20 protein-coding genes are annotated in these 26,738 nt (G+C 61.0%); 15 read left to right on the forward strand and 5 right to left on the reverse strand.

The genetic code is table 11. The features are described from left to right. Positions 1-43 precede the first annotated feature (43 nt). Entirely contained in the window at positions 44-880 is an 837-nt protein-coding gene (locus USDA257_RS15665) for a sulfotransferase family protein (protein WP_014763954.1), read from the reverse strand. 39 nt (positions 881-919) lie between these two features. Beyond that, a complete protein-coding gene (locus tag USDA257_RS15670; protein WP_014763955.1) occupies positions 920-2,257 on the reverse strand; it encodes a lipopolysaccharide biosynthesis protein in 1,338 nt (445 codons plus the stop codon). A gap of 292 nt (positions 2,258-2,549) precedes the next feature. Here USDA257_RS15670 and USDA257_RS15675 point away from each other — a divergent pair, with 292 nt between their 5' ends. From USDA257_RS15675 to USDA257_RS15690, 4 genes are all read left to right on the forward strand, one after another. Then, on the forward strand, positions 2,550-3,803 hold the full coding sequence (locus USDA257_RS15675; RefSeq protein WP_014763956.1) for a polysaccharide biosynthesis/export family protein: 1,254 nt from the start codon (positions 2,550-2,552) through the stop codon (positions 3,801-3,803). Positions 3,804-3,857: 54 nt separating this feature from the next. Further along, the gene (locus tag USDA257_RS15680; RefSeq protein ID WP_014763957.1) at positions 3,858-4,547 is read left to right on the forward strand and encodes a sugar transferase; all 690 of its coding nucleotides are present in this window, start codon (positions 3,858-3,860) and stop codon (positions 4,545-4,547) included. 73 nt (positions 4,548-4,620) lie between these two features. Then, positions 4,621-5,307, forward strand: a complete 687-nt coding sequence (locus USDA257_RS15685) for a PIG-L deacetylase family protein (RefSeq protein ID WP_014763958.1) — start codon at positions 4,621-4,623, stop codon at positions 5,305-5,307. Between the two features lie 95 nt (positions 5,308-5,402). After that, a complete protein-coding gene (locus USDA257_RS15690) occupies positions 5,403-6,620 on the forward strand; it encodes a DegT/DnrJ/EryC1/StrS aminotransferase family protein (protein WP_014763959.1) in 1,218 nt (405 codons plus the stop codon). Here USDA257_RS15690 and USDA257_RS15695 read toward each other — a convergent pair. Continuing rightward, positions 6,617-7,783: a hypothetical protein gene (locus tag USDA257_RS15695; protein WP_014763960.1), complete on the reverse strand. Its 1,167-nt coding sequence runs from the start codon at positions 7,781-7,783 to the stop codon at positions 6,617-6,619. The genes USDA257_RS15690 and USDA257_RS15695 overlap by 4 nt on opposite strands. A gap of 737 nt (positions 7,784-8,520) precedes the next feature. On the opposite strand from USDA257_RS15695, the gene USDA257_RS15700 reads away from it, so the two are divergent. From USDA257_RS15700 to USDA257_RS15715, 4 genes are all read left to right on the forward strand, one after another. After that, complete coding sequence (locus USDA257_RS15700) at positions 8,521-9,699, forward strand: glycosyltransferase family 4 protein (RefSeq protein ID WP_014763961.1); 1,179 nt, start codon at positions 8,521-8,523, stop codon at positions 9,697-9,699. A 152-nt stretch (positions 9,700-9,851) separates the two neighbouring features. Then, entirely contained in the window at positions 9,852-11,975 is a 2,124-nt protein-coding gene (locus USDA257_RS15705; RefSeq protein ID WP_014763962.1) for a mechanosensitive ion channel family protein, read from the forward strand. 82 nt (positions 11,976-12,057) lie between these two features. After that, on the forward strand, positions 12,058-13,155 hold the full coding sequence (locus USDA257_RS15710; protein ID WP_041414274.1) for a glycosyltransferase family 4 protein: 1,098 nt from the start codon (positions 12,058-12,060) through the stop codon (positions 13,153-13,155). Further along, entirely contained in the window at positions 13,152-13,922 is a 771-nt protein-coding gene (locus USDA257_RS15715; protein WP_014763964.1) for a polysaccharide deacetylase family protein, read from the forward strand. Before USDA257_RS15710 ends, USDA257_RS15715 begins: the two co-directional genes overlap by 4 nt. On the opposite strand, the gene USDA257_RS15720 is transcribed toward USDA257_RS15715, so the two are convergent. Beyond that, entirely contained in the window at positions 13,909-14,739 is an 831-nt protein-coding gene (locus tag USDA257_RS15720) for an MBL fold metallo-hydrolase (RefSeq protein ID WP_014763965.1), read from the reverse strand. The two genes, USDA257_RS15715 and USDA257_RS15720, sit on opposite strands and share 14 nt — an antisense overlap. A gap of 370 nt (positions 14,740-15,109) precedes the next feature. Between USDA257_RS15720 and USDA257_RS15725 the strand changes: the two genes are divergently transcribed. Then, positions 15,110-16,297 carry a DUF3095 domain-containing protein gene (locus tag USDA257_RS15725; protein WP_014763966.1) on the forward strand — a complete coding sequence of 396 codons (1,188 nt, stop codon included), beginning with the start codon at positions 15,110-15,112 and terminating at the stop codon, positions 16,295-16,297. On the opposite strand, the gene USDA257_RS15730 is transcribed toward USDA257_RS15725, so the two are convergent. Beyond that, positions 16,287-17,624, reverse strand: coding sequence for a nucleotide sugar dehydrogenase (locus USDA257_RS15730; protein WP_041414275.1), 1,338 nt, complete (start codon positions 17,622-17,624; stop codon positions 16,287-16,289). The genes USDA257_RS15725 and USDA257_RS15730 overlap by 11 nt on opposite strands. Before the next feature lie 498 nt (positions 17,625-18,122). Here USDA257_RS15730 and USDA257_RS15735 point away from each other — a divergent pair, with 498 nt between their 5' ends. The 6 genes from USDA257_RS15735 (at position 18,123) to USDA257_RS15760 (ending at position 26,727) form a co-directional block, all read left to right on the forward strand. After that, positions 18,123-19,472, forward strand: a complete 1,350-nt coding sequence (locus USDA257_RS15735; RefSeq protein WP_014763968.1) for an adenylate/guanylate cyclase domain-containing protein — start codon at positions 18,123-18,125, stop codon at positions 19,470-19,472. A 7-nt stretch (positions 19,473-19,479) separates the two neighbouring features. After that, positions 19,480-20,451 carry a polysaccharide lyase gene (locus tag USDA257_RS15740; RefSeq protein ID WP_014763969.1) on the forward strand — a complete coding sequence of 324 codons (972 nt, stop codon included), beginning with the start codon at positions 19,480-19,482 and terminating at the stop codon, positions 20,449-20,451. Positions 20,452-20,764: 313 nt separating this feature from the next. Then, the gene (locus USDA257_RS15745) at positions 20,765-22,657 is read left to right on the forward strand and encodes an ABC transporter ATP-binding protein (protein WP_014763970.1); all 1,893 of its coding nucleotides are present in this window, start codon (positions 20,765-20,767) and stop codon (positions 22,655-22,657) included. Further along, the gene (locus USDA257_RS15750; protein WP_014763971.1) at positions 22,654-24,555 is read left to right on the forward strand and encodes an ABC transporter substrate-binding protein; all 1,902 of its coding nucleotides are present in this window, start codon (positions 22,654-22,656) and stop codon (positions 24,553-24,555) included. Before USDA257_RS15745 ends, USDA257_RS15750 begins: the two co-directional genes overlap by 4 nt. Before the next feature lies 1 nt (position 24,556). After that, positions 24,557-25,555: an ABC transporter permease gene (locus tag USDA257_RS15755; protein WP_014763972.1), complete on the forward strand. Its 999-nt coding sequence runs from the start codon at positions 24,557-24,559 to the stop codon at positions 25,553-25,555. After that, on the forward strand, positions 25,552-26,727 hold the full coding sequence (locus USDA257_RS15760) for an ABC transporter permease (protein WP_014763973.1): 1,176 nt from the start codon (positions 25,552-25,554) through the stop codon (positions 26,725-26,727). The genes USDA257_RS15755 and USDA257_RS15760 overlap by 4 nt, the downstream gene beginning before the upstream one ends. Positions 26,728-26,738: the final 11 nt, after the last annotated feature.

Genomic DNA, 26,738 nt, shown 5'->3' on the forward strand with positions numbered 1-26,738 from the left:
TCTGCCTGGGGCGGCGTGCATGCCGTTTTGGTGGCAGTGCTCATTACTGAACGCTCCCATTTCTCAGCCACCCATTCAGATCTCTGCCGACGATGGCGCCTAGCTTCTCGATCTCCGTGGTGTAGAAATCGCTCATGCGTTCCCGCAGTTCGCGGGTCAGCGGCGCGTACTCCACTTCGGCAGCGGCCATTGACCGCATTTTCTTGAAGCCGGCATTGTTCCTGAAAGGCGCGACTATAGGCTTCAACGGGCGCAGCAGACGGCGCAAAGTCGGGTTAATCATCGGCTCCGCCTTGTCTTTAACTTTCTTCTCCAGAGGCCTGAGCGGCAGATCGTCCGTCATCTTGATGTGCTTCCGAACGCGATCGAGCTGCGCACACGCGTCAATTCGCATGTCCTCGTAAAGCACGACAAGTATCTGCTCGGCTGGAAACCGATCAAAATAGGCTCGCAACTGCTGAAAGTAGAGGCCGCCGTTCAGGAAACGCCCGCCGGCACCCATGCGTGGGTCAAGATATTGGGCGATGTCGCGGCCGACTTCGCCCCTGCGGTATAGCATGCAATAGTCCGAGTAGGCCCGCTCGATGGGATTGCGCAGCTGTGCGATCAGCATCGCGTCGGGAAGTTTCTGGCTTATTCGCTCAGCTGCGCCCTCTGTATCCATATAGGAATTGGATTTTTCGCCGACGAGATGTCGATCCTTCTGTCCTTCGAAGTTCGAGAGGTACCACTGGTCTCCGCGATCATAGTAACGACTGAAATAATGCAATTCTGGAGCCGGCATGTAAATGCGGGGGTGCTGTTGCAGCGATTGCTGGAGCCACGTCGTGGCGCTCTTGGTCGCGCCGATAATCAGGAAATCGATATCGTGCAATTTCATGGATTTCCCTCCGTCACAGGTCTCGAGAGAAGCGTTCTGCTATCTTGCCTCTGTCTGCCGATACGCCACCGCCATCGTCCAGAGCCAGATGACAGCCATGAGGATATGAGCCAGATTTGCGCCCATTGGGCCGACCCGTGGGATCAGCGTCAACGCGGTGGCATGAAATGCGATTGTTGCGACGAGCGCGCTGCTCAAAACCCGGTCCTCCCGCCCCATGGCGAGAAGCGCTGAGCGCGTAACCGTACCATACAACGTCATAGCCGCCGCGATGGTTTGAACGACGACCAACGGGCCGGCCGCCTCGAATTCCGGACCGACAGCTAGTCTTAGCACCGGATCGATCGCCAAATACACCGCGCCGACCAGCAATATTCCGAAGCCGAGAAGAAGTACTCGCATTTGCGTGGCGGCCCGATGAAACGCTTCAATTGCGCCCGAGGCCCAGGCCCGGGCCAAATCCGGGTAGAGCACGGCCTGCACGTGATCTCCGATTTGCAGCGTCATTCGGCCAATACGCTTAGCAATGTGATAAAGACCCGCGGCGGTCGGGTCGGCCAGGTACCCGACGAGAAGCGTGTCGAGCTGGTTGGCACTCGAACGCAGGGTCAATGACAGGTTCGTCGAGATCGCGAATTTCCAGAGACCTGGAAAATGAGCGGTGATACCGCGAACAGAAGCCTTAAGCATGCTCGCCAACATTCCTTGTCTTCGCAACTCCGCAAGCGAAAGGAAGACGATGGTCAGCGAGCCGAAGATGTGGGCCACCATCCATATCAGGACAAATTCCTGCAAAGTAGCGCCGAAGGCAAACCCGATTGCGCACAATCCCGCGCGGAAAATGCTCGTAGCGACCTGGCCATAGGCGATTGATCGAAACTTCCCGAACAGGCGCAGCACGGCAATCGGCATGCCGGAGATCTGAAACGGCAGAATGGCACAAAACAGGGTGACGAGTCCGGTCATCTCGGGCGAGATCCCGAGCGAGGGACCGAAGGCCCACACGAGCGCCACGGCAATCACGCATCCGGTCGCCGCTGCGGAAATGTCAAGCACAAGGCCGAACTTGAACAATGAAGCGAGCGTTTCCGTGCTCTTCGATTGCGCGCCGAATTTGATCAGTGGCTGCCATGACTGAAAGTTCACGAGCCGCTCTATGGCGCTCGTGTATGTGAAGCAAAGCGCCAAAACGCCATACTCAGACGGACCAAGCGCCCTGGCCGTCAGGGCGAATCCAACGAGGCCTAGCAGAGAGGTAAGCGCATTCCCTGTGAGGAGATGCCGTATATTTCCCAGACGGCCTTTAAGGCCTTTTTCCTGAGCGAGTATCTTGTGGAGGCGGTTGAAATATTTGGCCAGCTTTTCTCGAATCGCCAACGAGACCTCCTGCCTCTAACGAGGCCGCCGGATCAAAAAAAGCGCCGCCCTTCGGCCGTGGCACGCGGCTGGTGCCCCTTTAAATCTATCAGGAGTGAGCCCGACACCGCAGGGCAGGACACCCGCGCGGCCCCCTAGGCGCAGTCGTGTTTGAGCGTCCAGGAAAGTCGCCTTGCCGGTCGCCGGCGCAATAAACAACTAAAATCCTTTGACGGGACAGTATGAGGGAGAATATAGTCGCGCAAGATATTTTGATAGCCTTTTCTTTGTTGCTTTTTGGAGGGCGGTTGCGATGGGGACATTACCTCCGCTGACGGCCATGAGCTTGTCCCTACGGGTTTGGGGCGCGTATATTTTGGCGATCGTGCTGCTGGTGGTCGGACTCTTGGTAGGCCCGACGCCGCGTGCGTTTGCCAGTGAATATCGGCTCAACACGGGAGATGTTCTGACCTTCGACTTCCTCGACGATGCCGAGCTGCCAGTCACCGCGACCATTTCCGGCAACGGCGAAGCAGAGTTCCCCCTTATCGGTGGGGTCAATCTCGTGGGGCTCACGATAACGGAGGCCTTGGAAAAGCTTGGCAGCGAGTACCGGAGACGCGACATCCTCGTCGATCCAAAGCTGTCTCTCAATATCTCGACCTTCCGGCCGATTTTCGTCCTCGGTGAGGTCAGGAGTCCCGGTTCGTTTCCCTTCTATAGCGGCCTAACGGTAGAGCAGGCCATCGGCCTCGCGGGCGGTATGCAGGTTGTCGCGGCGAACGCGTCCGACCGGCTCCTTGTACGCGCCCGCCTGCGTGGGGAGATCGAGTCCGCAAAAACCGAAATCGTTCATGAGGCCATCTATGCGGCGAGACTTGCGGCGCAGTTGAAATCCAGCGAGAAGGTCGACCTGAACGACGTCCCGGAGGTCGCCCGCACGCATGTCGAGGAATTGCCGTTTGAGGGCGTCATCGAGCTTGAGGAGAAGATCCTAAAGGAGGATCTCGCCGCCTATAGATCGCAAGCGCAAATTCTCACGGAAGGGATTGCCCAGGTCGAGGGTGGGATAGAGATCCTGAACGAGCTCGTGCAGCAGCAAAAGGATATAGTGAGCAACAGCGTTGACGATGTGGCGCGCGTCGGCGCGCTCCGGCAGCGCGGGCTGAACACCGAAAGCGAGCTCTCTCGCGCGGAGAACAGCGCGGCAACGGAAAAGGCCCAACTCCTGGAAACCTTTGCGACCCTTGCACGTACGCGCCAGGAGGTGAGTGAGCTGAAATTGCAACTGGCAAAGCTCGCAGCTGATAGAAAGAAGGATATTCTGACCCAGCTCCAAGAGCGTGAAATTGCCATCAAGAAACTGATTTCGGAGCAACGCTCCGCTGAAGAGCAGATCCTCCTCATGGCCGCGGTGGCTCGGGATGAATCGAAAAAAAATCAAATCTCCTATGCTTATGAGATCCGTCGAAACGCAGTTGGCGGCAAGCCGACCAGCCTTCAGGCGTCCCTCGTCACAGAATTGCTGCCGGGCGATGTCGTCGTCGTGAGTATCGCCGGAATGTAACATTCGCAGGCAAGTATATTTGAGAACACGCTCCACGCGCCGAGGGCCATTGAAGTGAAGCCCAATCGAGAGCATGCAGTCTTCGCTTTTGGTTTGCCTGCCTCGTCGGGATCGTACCGTCTCAAGCGCGTTCTCGAGTGTGCGCTTGGCGGAATGCTTCTCGTCCTCTGCCTACCGCTGATGGCGGTAACGGCGATCGTCGTTTGGGTGAGCCTTGGCTCGCCATTGTTCTTCACCCAGTCACGCGCCGGTTCGGGCATGCGGGTATTCACGGTCGCCAAGTTTCGCACGATGACGGACGCGCGCGGTCCGGACGGCGCATTGTTGCAGGACCAAATGCGACAGACCGCCGCGACCTCGCTGCTGCGCAGACTTCGCTTCGATGAGCTGCCACAACTCCTTTCCGTGTTGGCAGGCGACATGTCGATCGTAGGCCCGCGCCCGCTTCCGTTGGCGACGGTTGTAAGCTTCGGTGACCTTGGCCGCCTGCGCTCACTGGTGGCTCCCGGCATGACGGGCTGGGCGCAGGTGAACGGCAATACGTTGCTATCGGACGAGGAGAAGATCGCGCTTGACCTCTGGTATGTCGCGCACGCTAGTGCTTGGCTCGACGTGCGAATTCTCCTGCTGACACTGAAGACAATCGTTCTCGGCGAGCGCGTCAACGAAGTACACCTAAAAATTGCCAAGGATTTTCTTTTGCGTCATTCTTGCGGTCAGCAGCCGCGAGGAAAGATGCGATAGCAGGCCGGGTAGCAGTTTCGGCGAAAAGCCCACCTCTCGGCGTGGGTGGCGGCAAGGTCTTGTGGAGATTTCCGTGGACGGTTCGCATTTCCCTTTTGGACGCACTTTGGTCGTCGCTCCGCACCCTGATGATGAGGTGCTAGGCGCCGGCGGGACGATCGCGAAGCTGGCTTCGGGGGGCGAGGAGGTCTTCGTCGCGATCGTAACCGAGGGAAAGCCGCCGGCTTTCGACGCCGCGACTATCGCCAAGACGCAGGCCGAGGCGAGGGAGGCGCACCGGGCCTTGGGCGTGCGGGAAACCCTTTGGCTGCGTCTGCCTGCCGCACAGCTTGCGGAAACCGCGCACGCGTCCGTCAACGGTGCGCTGCTTGACCTTGTGCTGCGTCTGCGCCCGCAAACCGTGCTCGTTCCCTTTGTGGGCGACATACATATGGATCATCAGCTGACCTTCACCTCGGCGCTGGTTGCCTGTCGACCGCACCAGGCGGGATTTCCGAAGCTGATCCTCGCCTATGAAACGCTTTCGGAAACGAATTGGAATGCGCCGTACCTGTCCCCGGGATTTCTGCCGAATTTTTTCGTCGACATCACCGAGCATCTCGAGGCGAAGGTCAAGGCAATGCAGCTATTTGCATCGCAGCTACGCGAACCACCGCACGAGCGTTCCATAGCGAGCTTGCGTGCGCTCGCCACTTTGCGTGGGGCGACGGTGATGCTCCCCGCGGCCGAAGCGTTCGTCCTGGTTCGACACGTCGTTTGAGGTGGGGACCACCGACCGCGGCATTGCCCGTTGTATATTCGATGCACTCTTTCGGCTCGGCCGGAGGCGGATGAAATACGGAGCTGGAGGGATCCATGGGGCGCTGGCCGATTTACGACGAGGAGCAGATCGAGGACGTCGTCTCGGTTCTTCGATCGGGCGAGGTGAATGCCTGGACGGGACCCCATGTCCGCAACTTCGAGGAGCTTTACGAGCGCTTTCTTGGCGTGAAACACGCGGTGGCCGTGGCGAACGGAACGGTGGCGCTGGACCTGGCTCTGTATGCGCTCGGGCTTCGGCCGGGCGACGAGGTGATTGTTACCCCACGAAGCTTCATCGCCTCGGCCTCTACGGTGCCGATGGCGGGCGGGGTCGCGGTTTTTGCCGATGTTAATCGCGATAGCCAGAACATCACCGTGGAAACTATCAGTGCGAGGCTGACACCGAAGACCAAGGGCATTATCGCCGTCCATCTTGCCGGGTGGCCCTGCGACATGCCGGCGATCATGGCATTCGCGCGCGAAAATGGGCTGTGGGTGATCGAGGACTGCGCCCAGGCGCACGGGGCCGAACTAGACGGTCGGCCGATCGGCAGCTTCGCTGACATAGCAGTCTTCTCCTTCTGTCAGGACAAGATCATTACCACCGGAGGCGAGGGCGGGCTCGTGGCGATGAACGACGACGAGCTATGGAAGAAGGCTTGGAGCCGCAAGGACCACGGCAAGTCTTTCGATGCCGTCTACAACAGAAAGCACCCGCCCGGGTTCCGCTGGCTGCACGAATCAATTGGGACGAACTGGCGCATGACATCTATCCAGGCGGTGTTGGGATCGCGACAATTGCTGCGCCTCGAGCAATGGCGCAGCATTAGGACGCACAATGCTGCCATCCTCGCCAATGCCGCCAAGGAGATCGACGCTCTGCGTACGCCCCTTCCTCCGCGTGGTGCCCGGCATGCTTGGTATCGGTTCTACACCTTCTTGAAGCCGGAGCTTCTGAGGCCGGGATGGAGCAGGGACCGGATCGTCGCGGAGATTAACAGTGCCGGGGTCGCCTGCTTCAGCGGCAGCTGCTCGGAGATTTACCTCGAGAAGGCGTTTGTGGGCTTAAACATGGGGCCAGTCGAGAGATTGCCGAACGCGCGGGAGCTCGGAGAGACGAGCCTCGCATTCCTCGTCGATCCCGCTCTTGACACGGCTGCGGTGGGGAGGGCTGCACAGGTTCTCCGTGAGGTCATGGCAAGCGCCAGTTCAACGAGAAGCGTGCCGTGGAACGTCATAGTTTCGCAAGAGGAGCAACAACCTCGAAACTAATGGCGCGTCTCGGAAGCCGTCGCCTTCATCTCATCCCACAGCGACGAGGCGGTTCTTGCGAAAGCTTCATAACCAGATTCAAACGGATGACCATCGCTGTCCGGATAAAAGCGCTGGCCGGCCAGGATAGCCTCCTGCAGCGCGTCGGCAGTTTCAGCAACCGCGCTGCGATACGGCAAACCAAGTCGGTGGGCGATCTCCCGGATTTTTTCCTCAAGCGCAATCTGACGTTCAACGCTGCCGACAAAACCAGGGTCGGCGGTTGCAAGTTGGCCACGGCGACGCAAGTGTTCGAAGATCACACGCTCTTTTGTCGGAAGCACCAAGAGCCCGACCCGGCCGACCCCTCGTTCAGCCCAATCGACCGCAAAGCGCTCAAAATCCGCAAACATTGCCGCGATCTCGGGCGAGTTCAGATCGGCCATTCGACCAGCTTCGTCGACATAGCGCCTAGACACCGAGGGACATCCGTCCGGAAATACATAGTATTCGGATAGTTCACGATCCCTGGCTGCGAAAAGGCGAGCGTACAAGCTCTTCGCGCGGTCCTTTATCACGTATTGATAGGCGCTCAGAATTGCGACATTCTCGAAGAGCTTCGTCTTGAGGCTTGTCGATCGCGCCTTGGTGCATTGCGAATGGCCTTCGCCCGGACCGGTGAGGGCTTGCAACTGGAGCCGCTCCTGCTCCGCAAGCCAGAAGCCAGAACGCGCGTCCATTATATCGCAAGCGGAAAATACTATTGCGAAGTCGTTGCCAGGGAAAACGGCGACAATAGCTCCTTTCGCGCCAGCAGCCAGCGCATCAAGAACGATCGCGTGGTAGGTGTAAATACCGTAGCTACCAACTCCAAAGTTGTAGGTCGGCTCGCCTGTGATTGCCTCGAAGGCCGCCGGCCAAGCGTTAGCCCTCTCGACGTTGTTGCCGTATGTCATCGAGTCGCCAACCGCCGCGACTTGTAAGCCGTGATGTGCGCCAGCCGGATTCCGGAAGCCCTCCTCATCGACGTCGCCAAGAGCAGGATCGAGGCGATAGCCATACTTCTCGTCGATACTCCGATGCGACTGCGTGCCGACGGGAAAAGGTGTAAACATGCGCAGCATGGCTTCCCCGGCTCCCAGCGCCAGGGTCACCGAGACCAACAGTGCGATCAGATTTTTCATGTGCCCTCTCATCTCTCCGCACGATCAGACGAGATCTCCCTACAGCGCCGTGCGTCTTTATCAGACGCACAAAGGGCGCTGTAGCACTTTGAAATGCTGCATGCTTTTATCCTTAAATCGACTAGGATTTAAGGAAACATGCAGTAGCATTGCGATCCGGCTGGCTGTTTACCGCGGGCCGGCTACGGCTTCCCGGTGTCTGCCAGCACGCGGTGGGGGGAAGCCGATCAGGCCATATTACCCCGCCAGATGCCTGCGGATATCAGAAAGGTCGATGAAGCGGTTTACCAGTCTGAGCAAATACTTCGCCGACACATGCCGCCTCCAAGCCCTGAGCAAAAATTCTTGTCGTCCCCAAGGAATGCAATATTGTCGTGCTGTCGAGCAATACAAGTGCGTGTTTATTGGGAATTCATTGTTCTTATAGTTTCTACCATGTGTTTAGTGCCTCAGCCAGTAGAAACACTCAGCATGCGAGGTTCTGGGCACAGTTTTGAGGACTGATTTTGCGTCTCTCCCAATGCAGTCCCGCTGGCACAGCTTTAGGAAAATCAGGTCTTCAAGTTGATTATCACATGAAAACTTCGCATTCTGTCGACAACGCACTTGCCATTGCGCCGAGAGGCGCGCGCAGGGCCATGGCGCCGGCAACCCTGCGGATCCGCTTGGCGGTCAACGGGAGCTGAAGGTGCGGTCTTCGCTCCGATCACTGGAGAACGGTGGGAGGGCATTTCGGGATGGACAAGCGTGCAGATTCTCGGGCGTCCGGGTTGCCGGAGATCGCGGGGGCAAGGATAACGATCATCGTTCCGGCCTTGGGCGCGGGCGGTACCGAGCACGTCGTAAATCTCGTCGCCAACCACTGGAACAGCATCGGCTGCACGGTGACGCTCATCACGCTGGAGCCATTAGATGCGCAACCTTATTACGATTTTGATCCCGAGATTGCCATTGTCCGTCTGGGTGTGCCGCCGCGTAGAGCCTCGAAGCTGCGGTCGGCTTTCCTTGTGCTTCAGCGAGTTGGACGCTTGCGGTCCGCCATTCGACGGTCTCGGCCGGATTTCGTCTTAAGCTTTCTGACGCGAACGAATGTCTTGACGCTCCTGGCGACGATCGGCTTTACGGTTCCGGTGATCGTCTCCGAGCGCAATAATCCGGCTTCGCAGCCTTTCGGGCCGCTTTGGAGGTGGCTTCAGACAAGCCTGTACCCTCGAGCATTCGGTCTGGTCACGATGACCCAGGGGGCCTTGGATCATTTTCCATCGAACATTCGCCGAAAAGGATGGATTATCGCGAATCCGGTCGATTTGCCGCGGGATTGGCGAAATAGACGTGGAAAGAGCATTCTGGCGGCGGTCGGCCGATTAACCCACCAGAAGGGCTTCGACCTCTTGCTGGAAGCCTTTTCCAAGATCGCCGACGCTCATCCCGAATGGCAGTTGGTAATCTGGGGGGAGGGCGATGAACGACGCAGCCTCGAGGCATTGCGCGACGCGCTCGGATTGCAGAAACGAGTAGACATGCCTGGGATCACCGAACGACCTGGGCTTTGGATTGAAACCGCTGATGCGTTTGTCCTGTCCTCGCGTTACGAGGGATGGGGAATCGTCTTGCTGGAAGCCATGGCTGCTGGCTTGCCTGTTGTTTCCTTCGAATGCGATTGGGGACCTCGGGTCATGATAACGCACGAGAGCGACGGCATACTGGTGCCGAGAGGGGATGTCGAAGCCCTTGCGAAGGCACTCGACAGGATACTTGCCGATCGTGGGCTTAGGGAAGAACTTGGGGCGAGGGCTGCGGCGAGCGCCCAAAGGTACATGCCCGAGCAGATACTTGCCGAATGGGATGTGCTAGCCTCATGCGTGTTGAAGCAGACGTCGAAGATGCACTTGCAGATGCCTGATAACGCTGGCTAATCGGGGCACTCTATTCGTACCTGTTACTTCGCGCCGGGTTTGCGGAACCGGCGCTGCGCGTCTGAACCGGGTTACCGACCTGACCTATGCCGCAAATATTTGATATAACTGGCATTGCGCGATGGTTCAGCGCGTTCATGGGGGGCGCTTGCATGAGTTCGACGTTCAGGCTTGGCGGGCAAGGCGCAGTCCTCGCCCTGTTCGCCCTCGTTCTTCAACTGGCTGGTGGTTTCGACGCTCCCCTGGCTGCGCAGGAGGTTCCGACAACGGCGCCGCCGGCCAAGGTCCAGCAGTTGATCGAGCTGATGGACGACCCGGAGGTACGTCAATGGCTGGCCGCCAAGCAGACCACGCCGCCGCCGGCGGTTGCGACGCCGCCAAGCGGTGTTGCCTCGCAATGGGTCGCGCAAATCAGGCGACATCTCGGCGGCATGCGCGAAGCCGCCCCGCGACTGGTTCCCGAGTGGATGGCGGCAAGAGAGCGCATTGCGGCCGAGATGCAGAACCAGGGCGCGATGCCGATCCTGCGCGGTTTCGGCTTCGTGCTCCTGGTCGGCTATGGCGCCGAATTCCTGCTGCGCTACCTCCTGCGCCGCAGTGCAAACCGCAGCGACGCGACGTCGGGACACGGCCTGGCTGCCCTGTTTCGCATCGCGCCGCTCATCGCCTTCGCGATCGCAGCGATCGCCGCTTTCGTCCTGGCCGACTGGCCGATGCGGCTGGAGGCAGCGGTCGCACCATTGCTGATCGCCTGGATCGCTGCCCGCTTGCTGATTGCCGTCGCAGCGGCAATGGCCAAGCCGGCATACGAGAAAACGCAGGAGGTGGAGGCGGCCCAGCTGGACGCATTGCCTGCGCCAGATGTCGCCCGGTTTTGGCATGGGCGCTTTGTTGTCTTCGTCTGCGCCGTCGCCGTCCTGTGGGCCGTCTTGGATATGATGCAGGCCCTTGCCTTCCCCGCCGACGTTCGGGACTTGACCGCTGCCGGACTCGGTCTCGTTATCCTGGGAATTGCAATCGACACGGCGCTTCGCCGGCCCGCCGCGGACGTGACGGCCGGGCGGCGGTTGTTGGCCAATGCGCTGCTCGTTGCCTTCCTCATTCTACTATGGTTCGTCTGGAGCGCCGGCATGAAGGTGCTGTTCTGGGTCGGCGTCTATATTGTCGGTCTGCCGCCGCTGCTGCGCTTCGTAAGTGCTACAACGCGGACGATGCGGGATGCCGAAGCGGCCGACAACATCCGGGTGATGCGCAATGTGCTGATCGACCGCGGTGCCCGGTTTGCGATCATCGCGCTCGCCGCCGCCTGGCTCGCCGTCGTTTTCCGCTTCAACGGCAGCACGATGATGCAGGACGATGCCTTCAACCGCGTCTTTCGCGGCGTGCTTGCCGGCATCGTCATCCTGCTTGCGGCGGATTTCATCTGGCAACTGGTGAAGGAATTCATCAATCTCCGCCTGAAACAATCAAGCATCGAAATGGCCGATCCGGCGCAGGTCGCCCGCGATATGCGGCTGCGGACTCTGCTGCCGATCCTGCGCAATTTTCTCGCGGTCTTCATTGCGGTGGTCGCCGGGATGATGGTGCTCTCCGGCCTCGGAGTCGCTGTTGGTCCGCTTATCGCGGGGGCGGGCGTCTTCGGCGTCGCCATAGGCTTCGGCTCGCAGACGCTCGTCAAGGATATTCTCAGCGGCGTGTTCTACATGATGGACGATGCCTTCCGGGTCGGCGAATACATCCAGAGCGGCAGCTATATGGGGACAGTCGAATCCTTCAGCATCCGCTCCGTAAAGCTGCGCCACCACCGTGGTCCGGTGTTCACCGTGCCTTTCGGCTCGCTCGGTGCGGTCCAGAACATGAGCCGTGACTGGGTCATCGACAAGTTCAAGATCAACGTCTCCTACGACACCAATATTGCCAAGGTGAAGAAGGTGGTGAAGGGCGTTGGGGCCGCGCTGCTGGAGGATGAGGAGCTCGGACCGCTGATCATCGAGACCGTCAAGATGAAGGGCGTCGAGCAGTTTGGCGACTACGGCGTCACCTTGAGCTTCGCCATGACCACCAAACCGGGTCACCAGACCCAGATCAGGCGGCGGGCCCAGGCGATGATCAAGGAGACCTTTGACGCCAATGGTATCAATTTTGCCTCGCCGACCGTCCAGGTGGCGGGCGACGACGGACAAGCGACTGCGGCAGCGGCCGCGACCCGCGATGCCATTGCCAAGAAGAACGCTGCCTTGGCCGTGCCACAGGGAGGGGAGGCCGCCGCGGAATAGATCGCCCGGGGGAAGGGTGCCGGCCGCGGCCAATCGCCTTCGTGTTGACATCGGAAGGCGAAGGCGGGATAGCTCGCGGCGCATGAAGATCGCCTTCTACGCGCCACTGAAGCCCCCGGATCATCCCGTCCCCTCTGGCGACAGGCAGATGGCACGCATGCTGATCGAAGCGCTCAAGCTGTGCGGACATGACGTCCAAATTGCATCGCCGCTGCGGGCCTTCTCGCGCGAAGCGTTCGACGCGGCTTATTTGGATTTGCGCAAGCAAGCGGACGAGGAAATCGTCCGTCTTCGTCGAACCTGGACCGAGGAGGGGCCGCCGGACACATGGTTCTGCTACCATCCCTATTACAAGGCCCCTGACCTCATCGGCCCCGCGCTCGCCGCCGAATTCTCCATTCCCTATGTGACGGCGGAAAGCTCCTATTCGTCGCGCCGCAACGAAGGGGCGAGGACGCTCGCTCAGGACGCGGTAGCGGCGGGTGTAAGGCAGGCGGCGGTGAACATCTGTTTCACCGAGCGTGATCGCAAAGGGCTGGAAGAGGCGATACCGGAGGGGCGCTATGCCATGCTGCCGCCGTTCATCGACGTCGGACGTTTTCAGGCAATCCCGGCGACGAAACCGGCCGACGCGCGCCTGATCGCGGTCGCCATGATGCGCCCGGGCGACAAGATGGACAGCTATCGGATGCTCGCGGCCGCACTGCAACTGGTCGTCGACATCCCCTGGACGCTGACCATCGTTGGCGACGGCTCAGCGCGCGCGCAGGTGCAGGGGGTGTTCGCCGGATTGCCGGCGGAGCGGCTGGATTGGGCCGGCGAGAATGCGCCCGAAACGGTGGCAGGCCTTCTCTTCGGTAGCGATCTCTATGTCTGGCCGGGGTGCGGCGAGGCCTACGGCCTCTCTTATCTGGAGGCGCAGGCGGCCGGCCTGCCGGTTGTGGCACAGGCGACCGCCGGGGTCCCCGAAGTCGTCAGACATGGGCAGACCGGGCTGTTGACGGCGGCGGGTGACATCGCTCTTTTTGCGGAAGCGATCCGGCGCTTTCTCACCGACGGTGCGTTGCGCGCCGAATTCGGCAAGTGGGCGCGCCGCTTTGTGCTCGAGGAGCGCTCGCTGACTGCTGCCGCTCAGCGACTGGAGGCGATTTTTGACGCCTTTATGAGGAGGGTTGGATGAATACTGGGTCCATCTGGCAAGCGCTTATCGACAGGCTCGACCAAATGCAGGACGCCGGTCAGAACGTCGATTTCTGGCTGCGCGACGATGATGCGATCGAACCGACGGCGGCGCTGCATCGATTGCTCGAAGTGACGGAGCGGTTTTCGGTGCCGCTGACCTTGGCGGTGATCCCGGCGCATACCGACGAGCGCCTCGAGCGCTGCCTCGCCGGCCGCCGTGATATCAGCATTGCCGTTCATGGCTGGTCGCACGAAAACCATGCGCCGGCGGGAGAGAAGCGCCAGGAACTCGGCGGCCACCGTCCCGGCGGTAAGGTATCCGAAGAACTGCGCACCGGATATACCCGTCTCAGGGCCCTCTTCCCCGCCTCCTTCGTACCGCTGCTCGTTCCGCCGTGGAACAGAATCGATACCGAAGTCGTCGCGGGGCTGGGCGCCATTGGGTTCAGGGCGCTGTCCGTCTTTGGGCCGGAGGCGAGCGGCAAGGCTGCCGCTCTTCTTCGACCGGAGCTACAGATCATCAACACGCATGTGGACGTCATCGATTGGCGCGGGACGCGCGGTTGCCGCGATCATGCGCAGATCGTTCGAGACATTCTCACCAGAGTGGAGCAAGTGGCCAAGGGCGAGGGATCGGTCGGCATCCTCACGCATCATCTCGTCCATGACGAGAATGTCTGGGCGTTTCTGTCGAAGCTGTTCGAGATCACTGCCACTCATCCGGCCAGCCGCTGGCGGAAGGTGTCCGATCTCATAGGTCGATGACCTGGTGGTCGCGGGCCGCAAAGGCGCCCGCAAAGAATGTCTGCACTTCCTGTTCTATTGCCGCAAGCGCCGCGTCGGTGCGGGAGGGGTCGTGGTGGAACATGGCAAGGCGCGGAATGCCGGCGGCCATCGCCAAGCGCGAGCCGTGGATCCCGGTCGAATGCCCATAGCCGCGATAGGCCGCCATCTCCGATTCGAGATAGGTGCAGTCGTAAACCAGCAGGTCGGCGCCGGCGATGAAGTCGAGGAGCTCACGATCGAGAATTCCCGGCTCGTGCTCGGTGTCGTAGATGAGAGCGACGGCGCGGCCACCCCAATCGACCCTGTAGCCGACGCAGCCGCCCGGGTGGACAAGGCTCATGGTGCGGATCGAGACGTCCTTGCGCGGCGAAAGCGTCTCGCCCGGGCGGAAGTCGAGGGTGTCGAGGCTCGCCTGACAGATGCCCGGGCCCACCGGGAACCACGGTGGTCGCATGAAGTCATTGATCATCTCCGCCGTGGACATCTTGCCGTGGAGGTGGCCGGACCAGAAGCGGACCGCCGAGCTACAGCGGTAGATCGGCTTGAAATAGGGTAGGCCGATAATGTGGTCATAATGGCTGTGGGTGAAGAAGACGTCGAATTCGGAGACGCTCTCCGACATCAGCGACAGACCGGCCTCACGCAATCCCGAACCGGCGTCGAAGATCAGCACCTCGGCGCCGCAACGGACTTCGATGCAGGGCGTATTGCCTCCATAGCGCAGGAACTGCTCACCGGACACCGGCAGACTGCCCCTTACGCCCCAAAACTTCACTCGAAAGATGTCGTCCCGCATTCCGTTTCGGTTTCATCCTGCCCACCCCAGGCACTTTGCCTGGGCGCGCTCATTAGACAAGCACAAATCATGAGGGTCCTGCAATGCCATTGGCACTTTTGGGGCGTGGAATGCTCGCTGGCCGCCTTCCGGCACCCGGCCGCTATTGAAAGCTTATCGCCGGGCTCAACCTTGATTTAAAGGTTCGTGTTCAGCGATTCAGGGTTGAGAACTTTGGCTTCAAGCCGGTGCCGCTAGCAATCATCATTTGCACAGCTACGTGCGACTTATCAAACGTGCAAAGGTCGCTCTAGCACTTTAAATACTATATTTTTTTGTCCTTTTATCGGCTAGAGTTTAAGGAACCTGCAGCAGGGGATTCGGGGCATCCATGGCGCAGCCAGCCGACATGCGGTTTTACGAGAGCCTGCCGCTCTTCGAAGAGTTCGAAGGCGTGGCCGACGATGCGAATTACAGGCCCCTGCCGGAAGGTTGGTCGCTGGCGATTGCCGACATCGTCGATTCGACCGGGGCAATTGCCGACGGGCGATATAAAAGCGTCAACATGGCTGGCGCCAGCGTGATCTCGGCCCTCATGAACGCGCTGGAGGAAAGAAACCTGCCGTTCGTCTTCGGCGGCGACGGGGCGCTCGCCGTCATACCCGCGGCCTTGGCGGCAAAGGCGCGCACGGCGCTCGCCGCGGCAAAGACCTGGGTGGCGGAAGAGCTCGGCCTCGAGCTCCGGGCCGCGCTCGTTCCGGTCGCCGACATTCGCGCCAGAGGTCTGGATATGCGCGTCGCCCGCTTCAAGACGAGCGAAGAGGTTTCCTACGCGATGTTCTCGGGCGGTGGCGCAAGCTGGGCGGAAGCGGAGATGAAGGCGGGACGCTACCAGATCGACGCCGCAGCGCCGGGGACCAGGCCTGACCTGACCGGACTCTCCTGCCGCTGGAATCCGATCGACTCCCACCACGGCGCCATCGTGTCGATCATTGCGGTACCCGGCGAGCGTGGCAACGGACCGGAATTCCAGGCCCTGATCGCCGATATCGTGGCGCTCGCCGAGGGCGAAGAGCGGGGCGGCCATCCCGTTCCGGAGAACGGTCCCGAGCCTCGCCTTTCGATGCGCGGCGTCACCATGGAATCGCGCGCCATCGCCTCAACGGGCAGACGCGTGCTGGTCTGGCCATGGATAGCGTTGCAGAGCTTGCTTCTGTTTGTGTGCTTCAAGATCGGGCTCAATATCGGCAGTTTCGACGTCACGCAGTACAAGCACGATCTCGCCAACAATTCCGACTTCCGCAAGTTCGACGACGGCCTGAAGATGACGATCGATGTCGGCGCCGGCCGGCTGAAGCAGATCGAGGAGCGATTGAAGCGGGGCGCTGAAGAGGGCGTTTGCCGCTACGGGCTGCATCGGCAGGATTCCGCCTTGATGACCTGCATCGTCCCGTCCCCGATGAGCCGCGATCACATGCATTTCATCGACGGCGCGGCCGGCGGCTACGCCATGGCGGCAAAGAACCTCAAGGAAACGCGTGCAGACGACGGGCCGCAGGCCCGCGCGATCACGCCTTGACGATGTGATCGGCTGCCAGGCGGCGGCGTGCGAAGACATTGCGCGTATCGACGATCAGCGGTGCCCAATCGCAAAGTGCGGCGTAATCGACGGCGTCATGGTCCGTCGCGATGAGCACCGCGTCGAAGCTGCGCACGGTCTTTTCGTCGAATGCGATCGACCGGCGGCCCTTGAGCGCAAGGTGCTCCCGGGTTGAGGGAATTTCCTCGACATGCGGATCGTAAAACGCCGCCCGGCCGCCGCGTTCCTCGATGAGTTCGATCAGCCTGAGCGAGGGGCTTTCGCGAATGTCCGGCACGTTCTTCTTGTAGGCGAGGCCCATGACCAGCACGTTCGAGCGGCTGAGCGCCTTGCCCTGTCTCCGGTCAAGCGCCTCGGCAAGCCGCGTCACTACATGGCGTGGCATGGCCGAGTTGATCTCCCCCGCGAGCTCGATGAAACGGGTCGGCAGCTCGTATTCGCGCGACTTCCATGTGAGATAGAAGGGGTCGATGGGGATGCAATGTCCGCCAAGTCCGGGGCCGGGATAAAACGGCATGTAGCCGAACGGCTTCGTCTTTGCCGCCTCGATGACTTCCCAGACATCGATGCCCATTGCCTCGTAGACAACCTTGAGCTCGTTGACGAGGGCGATATTGACCGCCCGGAAGATGTTCTCCGTGAGCTTCACCGCCTCGGCCGTCGCGTTCGAGGAGACCGGCACGACCGTCTCGACCACGGCGGCGTAGAAGCGTTCCATCAACGCTGCTGCAAGCGGCCCGTCGCCGGCCACGACCTTGGGGATGCTCGCCGTCTCGAAATTCCGGTTGCCGGGATCCTCCCGCTCCGGTGAAAAGCCGAGGAAGAAGTCCTCGCCCGATTTCAGGCCCGTCTCTTCCAAGATCGAACGGACGACACCGTCCGTCGTCCCGGGATAGGTGGTCGACTCGAGAACGACGAGCTGGCCCGGCCGCAGGCAGGCCGCGATCGAGCGGGAGGTCTTTTCCACGAAGGAAAGGTCGGGGTCGCGATGTCTGGTGAGCGGCGTCGGCACGCAGATGACGATCACGTCGCAACGACCGAGCGCGGCGAAGTCCGTCGTCGAGCGAAAGCGCCCGGCCGCGGCCTCCCGGCTGAGCGCATCGTCCGAGACGGCTTCGATATAGGAACGGCCGCCGTCGAGCGCGACGATCTTTGCCGGATCGATGTCGAAACCGGTGACCGGGAAACCTGAGCGCGCAACCGCGATGGCAAGAGGCAGGCCGACATAGCCCAGGCCGATGACACCGACCCTGGCGGTACGCGCGGAGATCGATTCGAGGAGCCTGTCGTGATGAGGGGAGGTCAAGGTCGTTTCCAAATTTGTTGGCGAACAAGCCGTTTTGCGGCGGGCGGCCCGCGAGTTGGTTCCGTTTTGTTGGCGAGAAAGCGGCGCCAAGTCAAGCGCTGGCCTACAGCCGTGCGTCGCTTCAGACGTAAAAAGCGCGCAGTAGCCCTTCGAATTGATGCATGCTTTTATCCATAAATCGGCTGCGACTTAACGGCACATGCAGGAGCGTCCGTCGATAACCCCGACAATTAGAGGGTGTAAACGGATGGTCCCTTCCGTGTAGGATTCACTCACGATTTAAATTGTGAACCCTCTCTGGAAATCGGGCTCGGCGGTGAATATCTGCAAGACAGAATCGTGGCGATCCGATCGCTGCGCGCTGCCGCCGTCAGATGCGGCCGGAGCCTTTCTTTACTGACGGGTGCCACACAGCCAATGCTGCCGGGCAGGCGATCTAGGTCGCCGGTGCACGGGAGTGCTGTTGGCATCGGCCGTCGCGACAAATGAGGACGTGGAATGAGTACGATCAACGACAAAGTTTCCGAAATCCTCCTGGACAAGGTCGCGGATTGGCTGATGCGGACGTCCCTCAGCGACGAATCGCTCGAGACGATTGTGCGGGGCTTCTGCGAGCGCCTGGCGGCGGCCGGCCTGCCTCTCATGCGCGTCCACCTGTCCTTTTCGATGCTTCATCCGCTTTACGACGCGCTCGGCTTCACCTGGTGGCGCGGCCGGGGCGTCGAGGTGAGCGGACTTCGCCACGAGGAATTGGCGCTCAATCCCGATCGTTTTCTCCGCAGCCCCTATTACTATCTGCTCAGCAACAACCTCGACCACGTGCGGCGACGCATCGATCCGGCGCGGCCTTCGGAGTTCCCGATCTTCGACGAACTCAGGGAACAGGGGGCGACCGACTATATCGCCTTCATGCAGCCGCTCGGCGCCGTCTCCGAGCATGGTATGGTCGGCTCCTGGACGACGGATCGTCACGGCGGTTTCAGCGACGACGTCATCGCCGCGTTGCTGAGGCTGCAGAACCATCTGGCGATTGCGGCCAAGGTCGCCGTGCTCGGCAAGCTCGCCGACAACATGTTGACCACCTATCTCGGCGCCAATGCCGGGCGACGGGTCCTCAGCGGCCAGGTCCGCCGGGGCGATGGCGAGACGGTTCGCGCTGTCCTCGTCATGGCCGACATGCGCGACTCGACCGTTCTTGCGGAAAGGGAGGGCCGGCAAGCCTATATCGAAACCCTGAACGGCTTCTTCGACGCGATCGCGACGCCGTTCAACCGCCATGGCGGGCAGATCCTGAGCTTCGTCGGCGATGGGTTCATCGCCGTCTATCCCTGCGGCCGGCACAAGGAACCTTCGGAACTGGCAAGCCGTGAGGCCTTCGCTGCCGTGGGCACGGCACGCGCCCGCGTCGCCGCCCTCAACGCCGAACGGAAAAGGCAGGGTCGCGAACCGATCGGCTATGGGGTCGGCCTCCACATAGGCAACGTCATGTTCGGCAATGTCGGACTGCGGGACCGGCTGACCTTCTCGGTTTTCGGCTCCGCCGTGAACGAGGTTCAGCGGCTGCAGAACCTGACGAAGAAATACGGCCACAACGTTGTTGCGAGCGAAGCTTTCGTCAATTATTGCGGCGGCGATTGGCTGACGCTCGGACAGGAGAGATTGCGCGGGGTGCGCCAGAAGTTCACCGTGCTCTATCCCAAGGACGCTGCCCTGGCCGCGATTGCGCAGGAACGCGCCGAGGATCAGACGGAGGATGGACTTTCCGAAGCGGAGCATGTCATGCTTCTCTATCGCAACAAGATCGGGCCGCCGGGGCCGCGCGGCCTGATCGACAAGATGCTGCAATGAGGGATCTATGTTTCGCGTAAGTTTGCTGGCCGCCACACTTCTCGTACCGAGCACCGCAAATGCTCAAGCACTGCAGCAACAACAACCGCCTCCGGAGCAGAAACTGGTCGACGGTTTCGAAGGTAAGGACTTTGCCCCGGAAGGCGGCCTCTATTATCGCGAGAATTTCGAGCAGAGCGCCGGTACCGTCGAGTTTCAGGAAACGGTCAAACGGACGGGAAATGGCGGGCTGAAGCTCAGCGTCGTGCCGCATTGCCCGACATTGAACGACGGCTGCAGCGAGCGGGCGGAAATCTGGGAAAAGACGGCCCTTCGCGTCCCCTATGACCAGGGCGTCTGGTACGGCTTTGCCGTCAAGTTTGAGGACCCCATTCCGAGAGGGAACCATCGTTACCTGATCGCGCAATGGAAGCGCGAGATCGTTCCTGGCGCCGACGGGGATTTCAGCCCGTTCCTGGCGCTGCGCATGGATCTCGGAAAGCTCTTCGCCACGGTTGAGACCAATTATCAGCCGCCGACTTCCACGGGACCGGAGGGCACGCCGGCCCGCTGCGGCCCGGGGGAGGTGCCTGCCTGGGGCCGGCCCGACGTCAACCAGGTGCGCATCCTGGTTGCCACGGATCCAAACTGGACGACGCAGAACGGCAGCCTTTTCAATTCCTGCACGAAGGCGGTGACGGTCACCAATCACGGCAATCCGCTCCCCGAGCCGAATTCCGGCTGGATCGATTTCGCGATCTTCACCAAGCCCGGGCCGGACGGATCGGGGCACATAGAGCTGTTTGCCAATGGTAAGCCGATCATAACGGTCAAGGGCCATATCGGCCACGCCGACAAGGGCCTGGGAGAGAACCAATATTTCAAGTTCGGTCCCTATCGCGCGGCCGACACGACTGACTGGACGCTCTATTACGACGACTTCCGCCGTTCATCGCGCTGTGCCGATGTTCTGACGGACGGCGTTTGTCCCTTTCCGTGAGGTCCGGCCACCTCTTCCGAACCCCTCCACGCACGACTGCATGCATCCTTAAATCGGCGCCGATGTAAGGATGAGAACATGCAGCGATCTCAAGTCCTACAAGTGACCTTTGTGCGTCTGAAAAGACGCAAGGCGCTGTAGCCGGGTGGCCTGCTGGACAGCCTGCGGAAGCTAAGCTACTGTTTCGACGGTGGCGGACGCTACAGCGCCGCGGGGTTCGTCAAGGTCGCTGTGACACTTGAAATTGCTGCGTAATATCCCCGCCGGACGGCAGGGAGTCATGCAGGAGGGATAATGAGGGTAGTGTGTTGCAATGACTTCAGCAGCGGACCTATTAAGGGTTGAGGGTCTGCGGATCACATTCTCCGTGCTTGGCGGCCAAGTGGAGGCCGTCCGGGGAGCGAACTTCAGGATTTTACCGGGTAAGGTGACGGCACTCGTCGGCGAATCCGGGTCGGGCAAGTCGGCGATCAGCCAGGCGGTGATGGGCATCCTGCCGAGCGTCGCGAAGGTGAGTGGCCGGGTCCTGTTCAACGACACGGCGGCCGGAGAAAAATCGGTCGATCTGCTCTCGCTCGAAACCGACGGGGGCGAGATCCAGGAAATCCGCGGTGCGCGGATCAGCAAGATCTTTCAGGAGCCCATGACTTCACTGTCGCCGCTCCACACGATCGGCAACCAGATTTCCGAAGTGCTGCAGATCCATACGGACGCGGACAAGGCGGAGCGCAGGGCACGAACCGAGGAGCTTCTGGGCGATGTCGGCTTTGCCAATCCGAAGCGGGCCTATGACATGTACCCCTTCGAGCTTTCCGGCGGCATGCGGCAGCGGGCGATGATCGCCATGGCGCTGATCTGCCGTCCGGCGCTGCTGATCGCCGACGAGCCGACGACAGCGCTCGACGTGACGGTGCAGGCGCAAATTCTGCAGTTGCTGCGCGAGCTTCAGTCCAAGCTCAACATGGCCATGCTGCTGATCACGCATGACCTTGGCGTCGTCGCCAACATGGCCGATGAGGTCGTCGTCATCTATCACGGCGATATCGTCGAGGCGGGGCCGGTCGACGCGATCTTCCGCAATCCGCAGCATCCCTATCTCAAAGGGCTGATGGCGGCCGTGCCGCATTTCGACATGAAGCCGGGCGAAAGGCTGAAGGCGCTTCGCGAAGTGCCGGTCAAGGCTGGGACGCTTCTCGGACGCCAGGGAGCCACGAAAGCCACCGGACCGGACGTCCTCGTCTCGGTTCGTAATCTGTGCAAGACGTACTCGACGCGTGCATCGGGTTGGTTCGGCAGCGGCAGCGCGTCGCGTCATCGTGCCGTTGACGATGTCAGCTTCGACGTCCGCCGCGGCGAATGCCTGGGGCTGGTCGGCGAGAGCGGCTGTGGCAAAACGACCGTCAGCAAGATCCTGATGCGCGCGGTGACGCCGGATCAGGGTTCGGTCACCTTCGACGACGGGGAGGGCGCCGTCGACGTCCTGAAGCTCGATGGCGCCGAACTCAAGGCGCTCCGCGCCAAGATCCAGATGGTCTTCCAGGATCCGGTCTCGTCGCTTTCGCCGCGCATGACGGTGAAGAACATTCTCAGCGAGCCGCTCGAGATCCACGGGCGGGGCAACACGAAATCGCGAGTCGAAACCGTCCGTTCCCTGTTGCAGGCGGTCGGCCTCGACCAGCGCTTCATCAATCGCTATCCGCACAGCTTCTCCGGCGGTCAGAGGCAGCGCATCGGGATCGCTCGGGCGCTCGCGCTCGTTCCGCAGCTCTTGATCTGCGACGAGCCCGTTTCGGCTCTCGACGTCTCCGTCCAGGCCCAGATCCTCAACCTTCTCAAGGATCTCCAGAAAGAACTCGGCCTGACGATGCTGTTCATCTCGCACAATCTCGCGGTGGTTGACTACATGGCCGAACGGATCGCCGTCATGTGCGCGGGGCGGATCGTCGAGCTCGCACCGCGCGAGGTGCTGATGCGCAATCCGGTTCATCCCTATACGAAATCGCTGCTGGCAGCCGTGCCCTATCCCGATCTGGATCGGAAGCTCGACTTCGACTCGCTCCAGGCGAGCGGGGGCTCGGACCAGCGTCAATGGGGAGCGCAATTCTCGGACGGCGGCGAGGAGAACGCTCTCTTTCCGGCTGATCTTGGCGGGGGCCATTATGTGCTCGCCAGGAAAACGGCAGATGCAAGGGAGTTACGACCGTGATTACCCGAAGAACAGCGCTTGCCATCCTCGCTTCAACTGCTCTGCCGAAGGTCTTGCTCGCCGCCGCGGGCGGGGTCGACGCCTTGGCGCCGCTTGTCGCAGAAGGCAAGCTTCCGCCGCTCGGCGAGCGACTGCCGAAAACGCCGCGGGTGATCAACGTCGCGGCGATGGGGAGACAAGCCGGCCGGCACGGCGGGACGATCCGCAGCCTGATCGGCAGCGCCAAGGACATCCGCCTGATGACGATCTACGGCTATGCCCGGCTGGTCGGCTATGACGAGGCGCTCAATCTCCACCCGGACGTCCTGGAACGCTACGAGGCGGTCGAGGACCGGATCTTCACCTTCCACCTGCGCGAGGGGCACAAGTGGTCGGACGGCACGCCGCTGACGGCCGAGGACTTCCGCTACTGCTTCGAGGACGTACTGCTCAACGAGGACCTCTCGCCAGCGGGCCTGCCGACGGCGATGGTCATGGACGGCAAGGCGGCGAAGTTCGAGATCCTCGACGAGCGCACGCTGCGCTATTCGTGGCCGATGCCTAATCCGGACTTCCTGCAGAAGCTGGCAGCGCCGCAGCCGCTGGTTCTCGCCATGCCGTCGGCCTATCTCAAGCAGTTCCACAAGAAATACCAGGAAGAGGACAAGCTGAAGGGGCTGATGAAGGAGGAGAGGGTCAAGAAATGGCACCAGCTCCACCAGCGCATGGCGCGTTCCTATCGCCCGGAAAACCCGGACCTTCCCACCCTCGATCCATGGCGCAACACCACGCCGCTGCCGGCCGAACAGTTCATCTTCGAGCGCAATCCGTTCTTCCACCGCGTCGACGAAAACGGCCTGCAACTGCCTTATATCGACAAATTCGTATTGAGCGTCAGTTCGTCGGCGCTCATTCCGGCTAAGGCCGGCACGGGCGAAAGCGACTTGCAGGCGGTAGGCATCGACTTCGTCGACTATACCTACCTGAAGGATGCCGAGAAGCGTTATCCCGTGAAGGTCAAATTGTGGAAGAAGACCTCCGGCTCCCGCCTGGCCCTGCTTCCCAACCTCAATTGCGCCGATCCGGTCTGGCGGCCGCTCTTGAGAGACGTGCGGGTCCGCCGGGCCCTGTCGCTCGCGATAGATCGGCGCGAGATCAACATGGCGGTTTTCTACGGGCTGACGAAGGAGAGCGCCGACACGGTCCTGCCGGACAGCCCGCTGTTTCGTCCAGAGTTCGCGAGTGCCTGGGTCGCCCATGATCCGGAGCAGGCCAACGCCCTGCTCGATCAAGCCGGCCTTGCCAAACGCGACAGCGACGGCATCCGCATCCTGCCCGATGGCCGCAGGGCGCAGATCGTCGTCGAAAGCCCCGGCGAAAGCACGCTCGATACGGATGTGCTGCAGCTGATCACCGACTACTGGCAGAAGGTGGGCATTTCGCTCTTCATTCGTACCTCGCAGCGCGACACATTCCGCAGTCGGGCAGTCGGCGGCGAGATCACTATGTCCATGTGGTTCGGCATCGACAACGGCGTGCCGACGGCGGACATGAACCCGGGTCAACTCGCCCCGACCGCCGATGACCAGTTGCAATGGCCGGTCTGGGGCCTGAACTATATTTCGCACGGCGAAATGGGCGAGGCACCCGACCTGGAGCCGGTCGTCGAGCTTCTCGACCTGCTCAAGCGCTGGCGGCATTCCGCAGACGATGCCGAGCGGGCCGACATATGGCGGCAGATGCTGTCCATCTATACGGACCAGGTCTTCTCGATCGGCCTCGTCAACGGTTCATTTCAGCCGATCCTCGTGACGACCAAGCTGCGCAACCTGCCTGAGGAGGCGCTTTGGGGCTTCGACCCGACGAGTTACTTCGGTGCCTACAAGCCGGATACGTTCTGGCTGCAACAGGATAGCTGAGATGCTGCGGTATATTCTCTGGCGTATCGCAGTGATGGTGCCGACCCTGCTCATCATCTCGGCGCTTGTCTTTACCATCATCGAGCTGCCGCCGGGCGACTATTTCGAAAGCTACATCGCCGAGCTCAGGGCGCAGGGCGAAGGCGTCGACATGGAGCAGATCGAGTCGCTGCGCCAGCAATACGGTTTCGATCAGCCGCCGCTGCTGCGCTACATCTATTGGGTCGGCGGCATGCTGCAGGGCGACTTCGGCTATTCCTTCGAATATGAGCTGCCGGTCGGCGAGGTTGTCGGAGACCGGCTGTGGCTGACGATCCTGGTGTCGTTCTTCACGATCATCTTCACCTGGGTCATCGCCTTCCCGATCGGCATCTATGCGGCGACCAACCAGTACAGCTGGGGCGATTACGGTCTTTCGCTGGTCGGTCTCATCGGCATCGCCATCCCGAACTTCATGCTGGCGCTGATCCTCATGTATTTCGCCAATATCTGGTTCGGCACGACGATCGGCCATCTGATGGACCAGAAATACCTCTCCGAACCGATGAGCTGGGAGAAGGCGAAGTCGATCCTCGAACACATCTGGATCCCGGTCATCATCGTCGGCGCCGCGGGCACGGCGGGGATGATCCGGCGGCTGAGAGCCAATCTGCTTGACGAACTGCAGAAGCAATATGTCGTGACCGCCAGGGCCAAGGGCCTTTCGCCGACGCGAACGCTCGTCAAATATCCGCTGCGGATGGCACTCAACTTCTTCATCTCCGACATTGGCTCGATCCTGCCGGCGATCATCTCGGGGGCGGAAATCACCGCGATCGTGCTTTCGCTCGAGACCACCGGACCGATGCTGATCAAGGCGCTGCAGAGTCAGGACATGTATCTCGCCGGGTCGTTCCTGATGTTCCTCGCATTCCTCACCGTCATCGGCGTCTTGATTTCCGACCTCGCGCTCGCCGTCCTCGACCCAAGAATTCGCCTGCAAGGCAGGAGCACCAAGTGACGTCACCGATTCCTGCCCCCGGCGAGCCGCTACCGCATTACGTGTCGACCGCCCCCTTCGATCCCTATTCCGTCGAGGTGATGACGGAGGAGCAGGTGCGCGTCAATCAGGCGTCGCAGTTGCGGCTGATGTGGTGGAAGTTCAAGCGGCACAGGGTTGCGCTGGCGTCCGGCATTTTCCTGGCGGTGCTATACGGGATGATTCTCATCTGCGAGTTCCTGGCGCCCTACAACCTGCACACGCGCAACATGGACTTCATCTATACGCCGCCGCAGCGGGTGCATTTCTTCCATGAGGGCGACTTCGTCGGCCCCTTCGTCTACGGACGGACGATGGAGCTCGACATGGATACGCTGAAGCGGAACTACTCGGACAATCCCGCCGACATCCAACCGATCCGCTTCTTCTGTCGCGGCGACAGCTACCGCTTCTGGGGCCTGTTTGAAAGCAACCTGCATCTGGCCTGCCCTGCGGAGAATGGCCAGCTGTTCCTGCTCGGGAGCGACAGGCTTGGACGCGACGTGCTGTCGCGCATCATCTACGGCGCGCGGATTTCCCTGACGATCGGGCTTCTCGGCATCACCGTGAGTTTCGTGCTGGGCATCGTGATCGGCGGCCTTGCCGGCTATCACGGCGGTGTGTTCGATCTCGTCGTGCAGCGGTTGATCGAAGTTCTGCAGTCGATTCCGAGCATTCCGCTCTGGCTTTCGCTTGCGGCGATCATGCCGGCGACGTGGAGCCCTATCCTCATCTATCTCGGCATAACCGTCATTCTAGGCCTCCTCGATTGGACTGGGCTGGCACGCGCCGTCCGCTCCAAACTGCTTGCGCTCAGGGAAGAGGATTACGTGCTCGCCGCCCAGTTGATGGGAGCGAGGAGCAGCCGCATCATCGGCCGGCATCTTGTGCCGGGCTTCATGTCGCACCTCATCGCGACGGCAACGATCTCCATTCCTGGCATGATTCTCGGCGAGACGGCGCTCAGCTTCCTCGGCCTCGGGCTGCGCCCACCGATCACGAGCTGGGGCATTCTGCTGACGGAAGCAAAAAGTGTCAGCGTGATTGCCTTCTATCCTTGGCTGTTGTTTCCGACTATACCAGTCATTCTTGTGATATTGGCGTTCAACTTCCTGGGAGACGGGTTGCGCGACGCCGCAGATCCCTACAAATAGCCCCGGGTATC

Source organism: Sinorhizobium fredii USDA 257, from assembly GCF_000265205.3.
Classification (GTDB): domain Bacteria; phylum Pseudomonadota; class Alphaproteobacteria; order Rhizobiales; family Rhizobiaceae; genus Sinorhizobium; species Sinorhizobium fredii_B.

Excerpts from the sequence above, each read along its gene's own strand:
- USDA257_RS15700 (WP_014763961.1), top strand. The coding sequence starts at position 8,521 with ATGGACAAGCGTGCAGATTCTCGGGCGTCCGGGTTGCCGGAGATCGCG.
- USDA257_RS15665 (WP_014763954.1), bottom strand. The coding sequence starts at position 880 with ATGAAATTGCACGATATCGATTTCCTGATTATCGGCGCGACCAAGAGC.
- USDA257_RS15735 (WP_014763968.1), top strand. The coding sequence starts at position 18,123 with ATGAGTACGATCAACGACAAAGTTTCCGAAATCCTCCTGGACAAGGTC.
- USDA257_RS15705 (WP_014763962.1), top strand. The coding sequence starts at position 9,852 with ATGAGTTCGACGTTCAGGCTTGGCGGGCAAGGCGCAGTCCTCGCCCTG.
- USDA257_RS15690 (WP_014763959.1), top strand. The coding sequence starts at position 5,403 with ATGGGGCGCTGGCCGATTTACGACGAGGAGCAGATCGAGGACGTCGTC.
- USDA257_RS15675 (WP_014763956.1), top strand. The coding sequence starts at position 2,550 with ATGGGGACATTACCTCCGCTGACGGCCATGAGCTTGTCCCTACGGGTT.
- USDA257_RS15755 (WP_014763972.1), top strand. The coding sequence starts at position 24,557 with ATGCTGCGGTATATTCTCTGGCGTATCGCAGTGATGGTGCCGACCCTG.
- USDA257_RS15710 (WP_041414274.1), top strand. The coding sequence starts at position 12,058 with ATGAAGATCGCCTTCTACGCGCCACTGAAGCCCCCGGATCATCCCGTC.
- USDA257_RS15745 (WP_014763970.1), top strand. The coding sequence starts at position 20,765 with ATGACTTCAGCAGCGGACCTATTAAGGGTTGAGGGTCTGCGGATCACA.
- USDA257_RS15725 (WP_014763966.1), top strand. The coding sequence starts at position 15,110 with ATGGCGCAGCCAGCCGACATGCGGTTTTACGAGAGCCTGCCGCTCTTC.
- USDA257_RS15695 (WP_014763960.1), bottom strand. The coding sequence starts at position 7,783 with ATGAAAAATCTGATCGCACTGTTGGTCTCGGTGACCCTGGCGCTGGGA.
- USDA257_RS15740 (WP_014763969.1), top strand. The coding sequence starts at position 19,480 with ATGTTTCGCGTAAGTTTGCTGGCCGCCACACTTCTCGTACCGAGCACC.
- USDA257_RS15715 (WP_014763964.1), top strand. The coding sequence starts at position 13,152 with ATGAATACTGGGTCCATCTGGCAAGCGCTTATCGACAGGCTCGACCAA.
- USDA257_RS15720 (WP_014763965.1), bottom strand. The coding sequence starts at position 14,739 with ATGCGGGACGACATCTTTCGAGTGAAGTTTTGGGGCGTAAGGGGCAGT.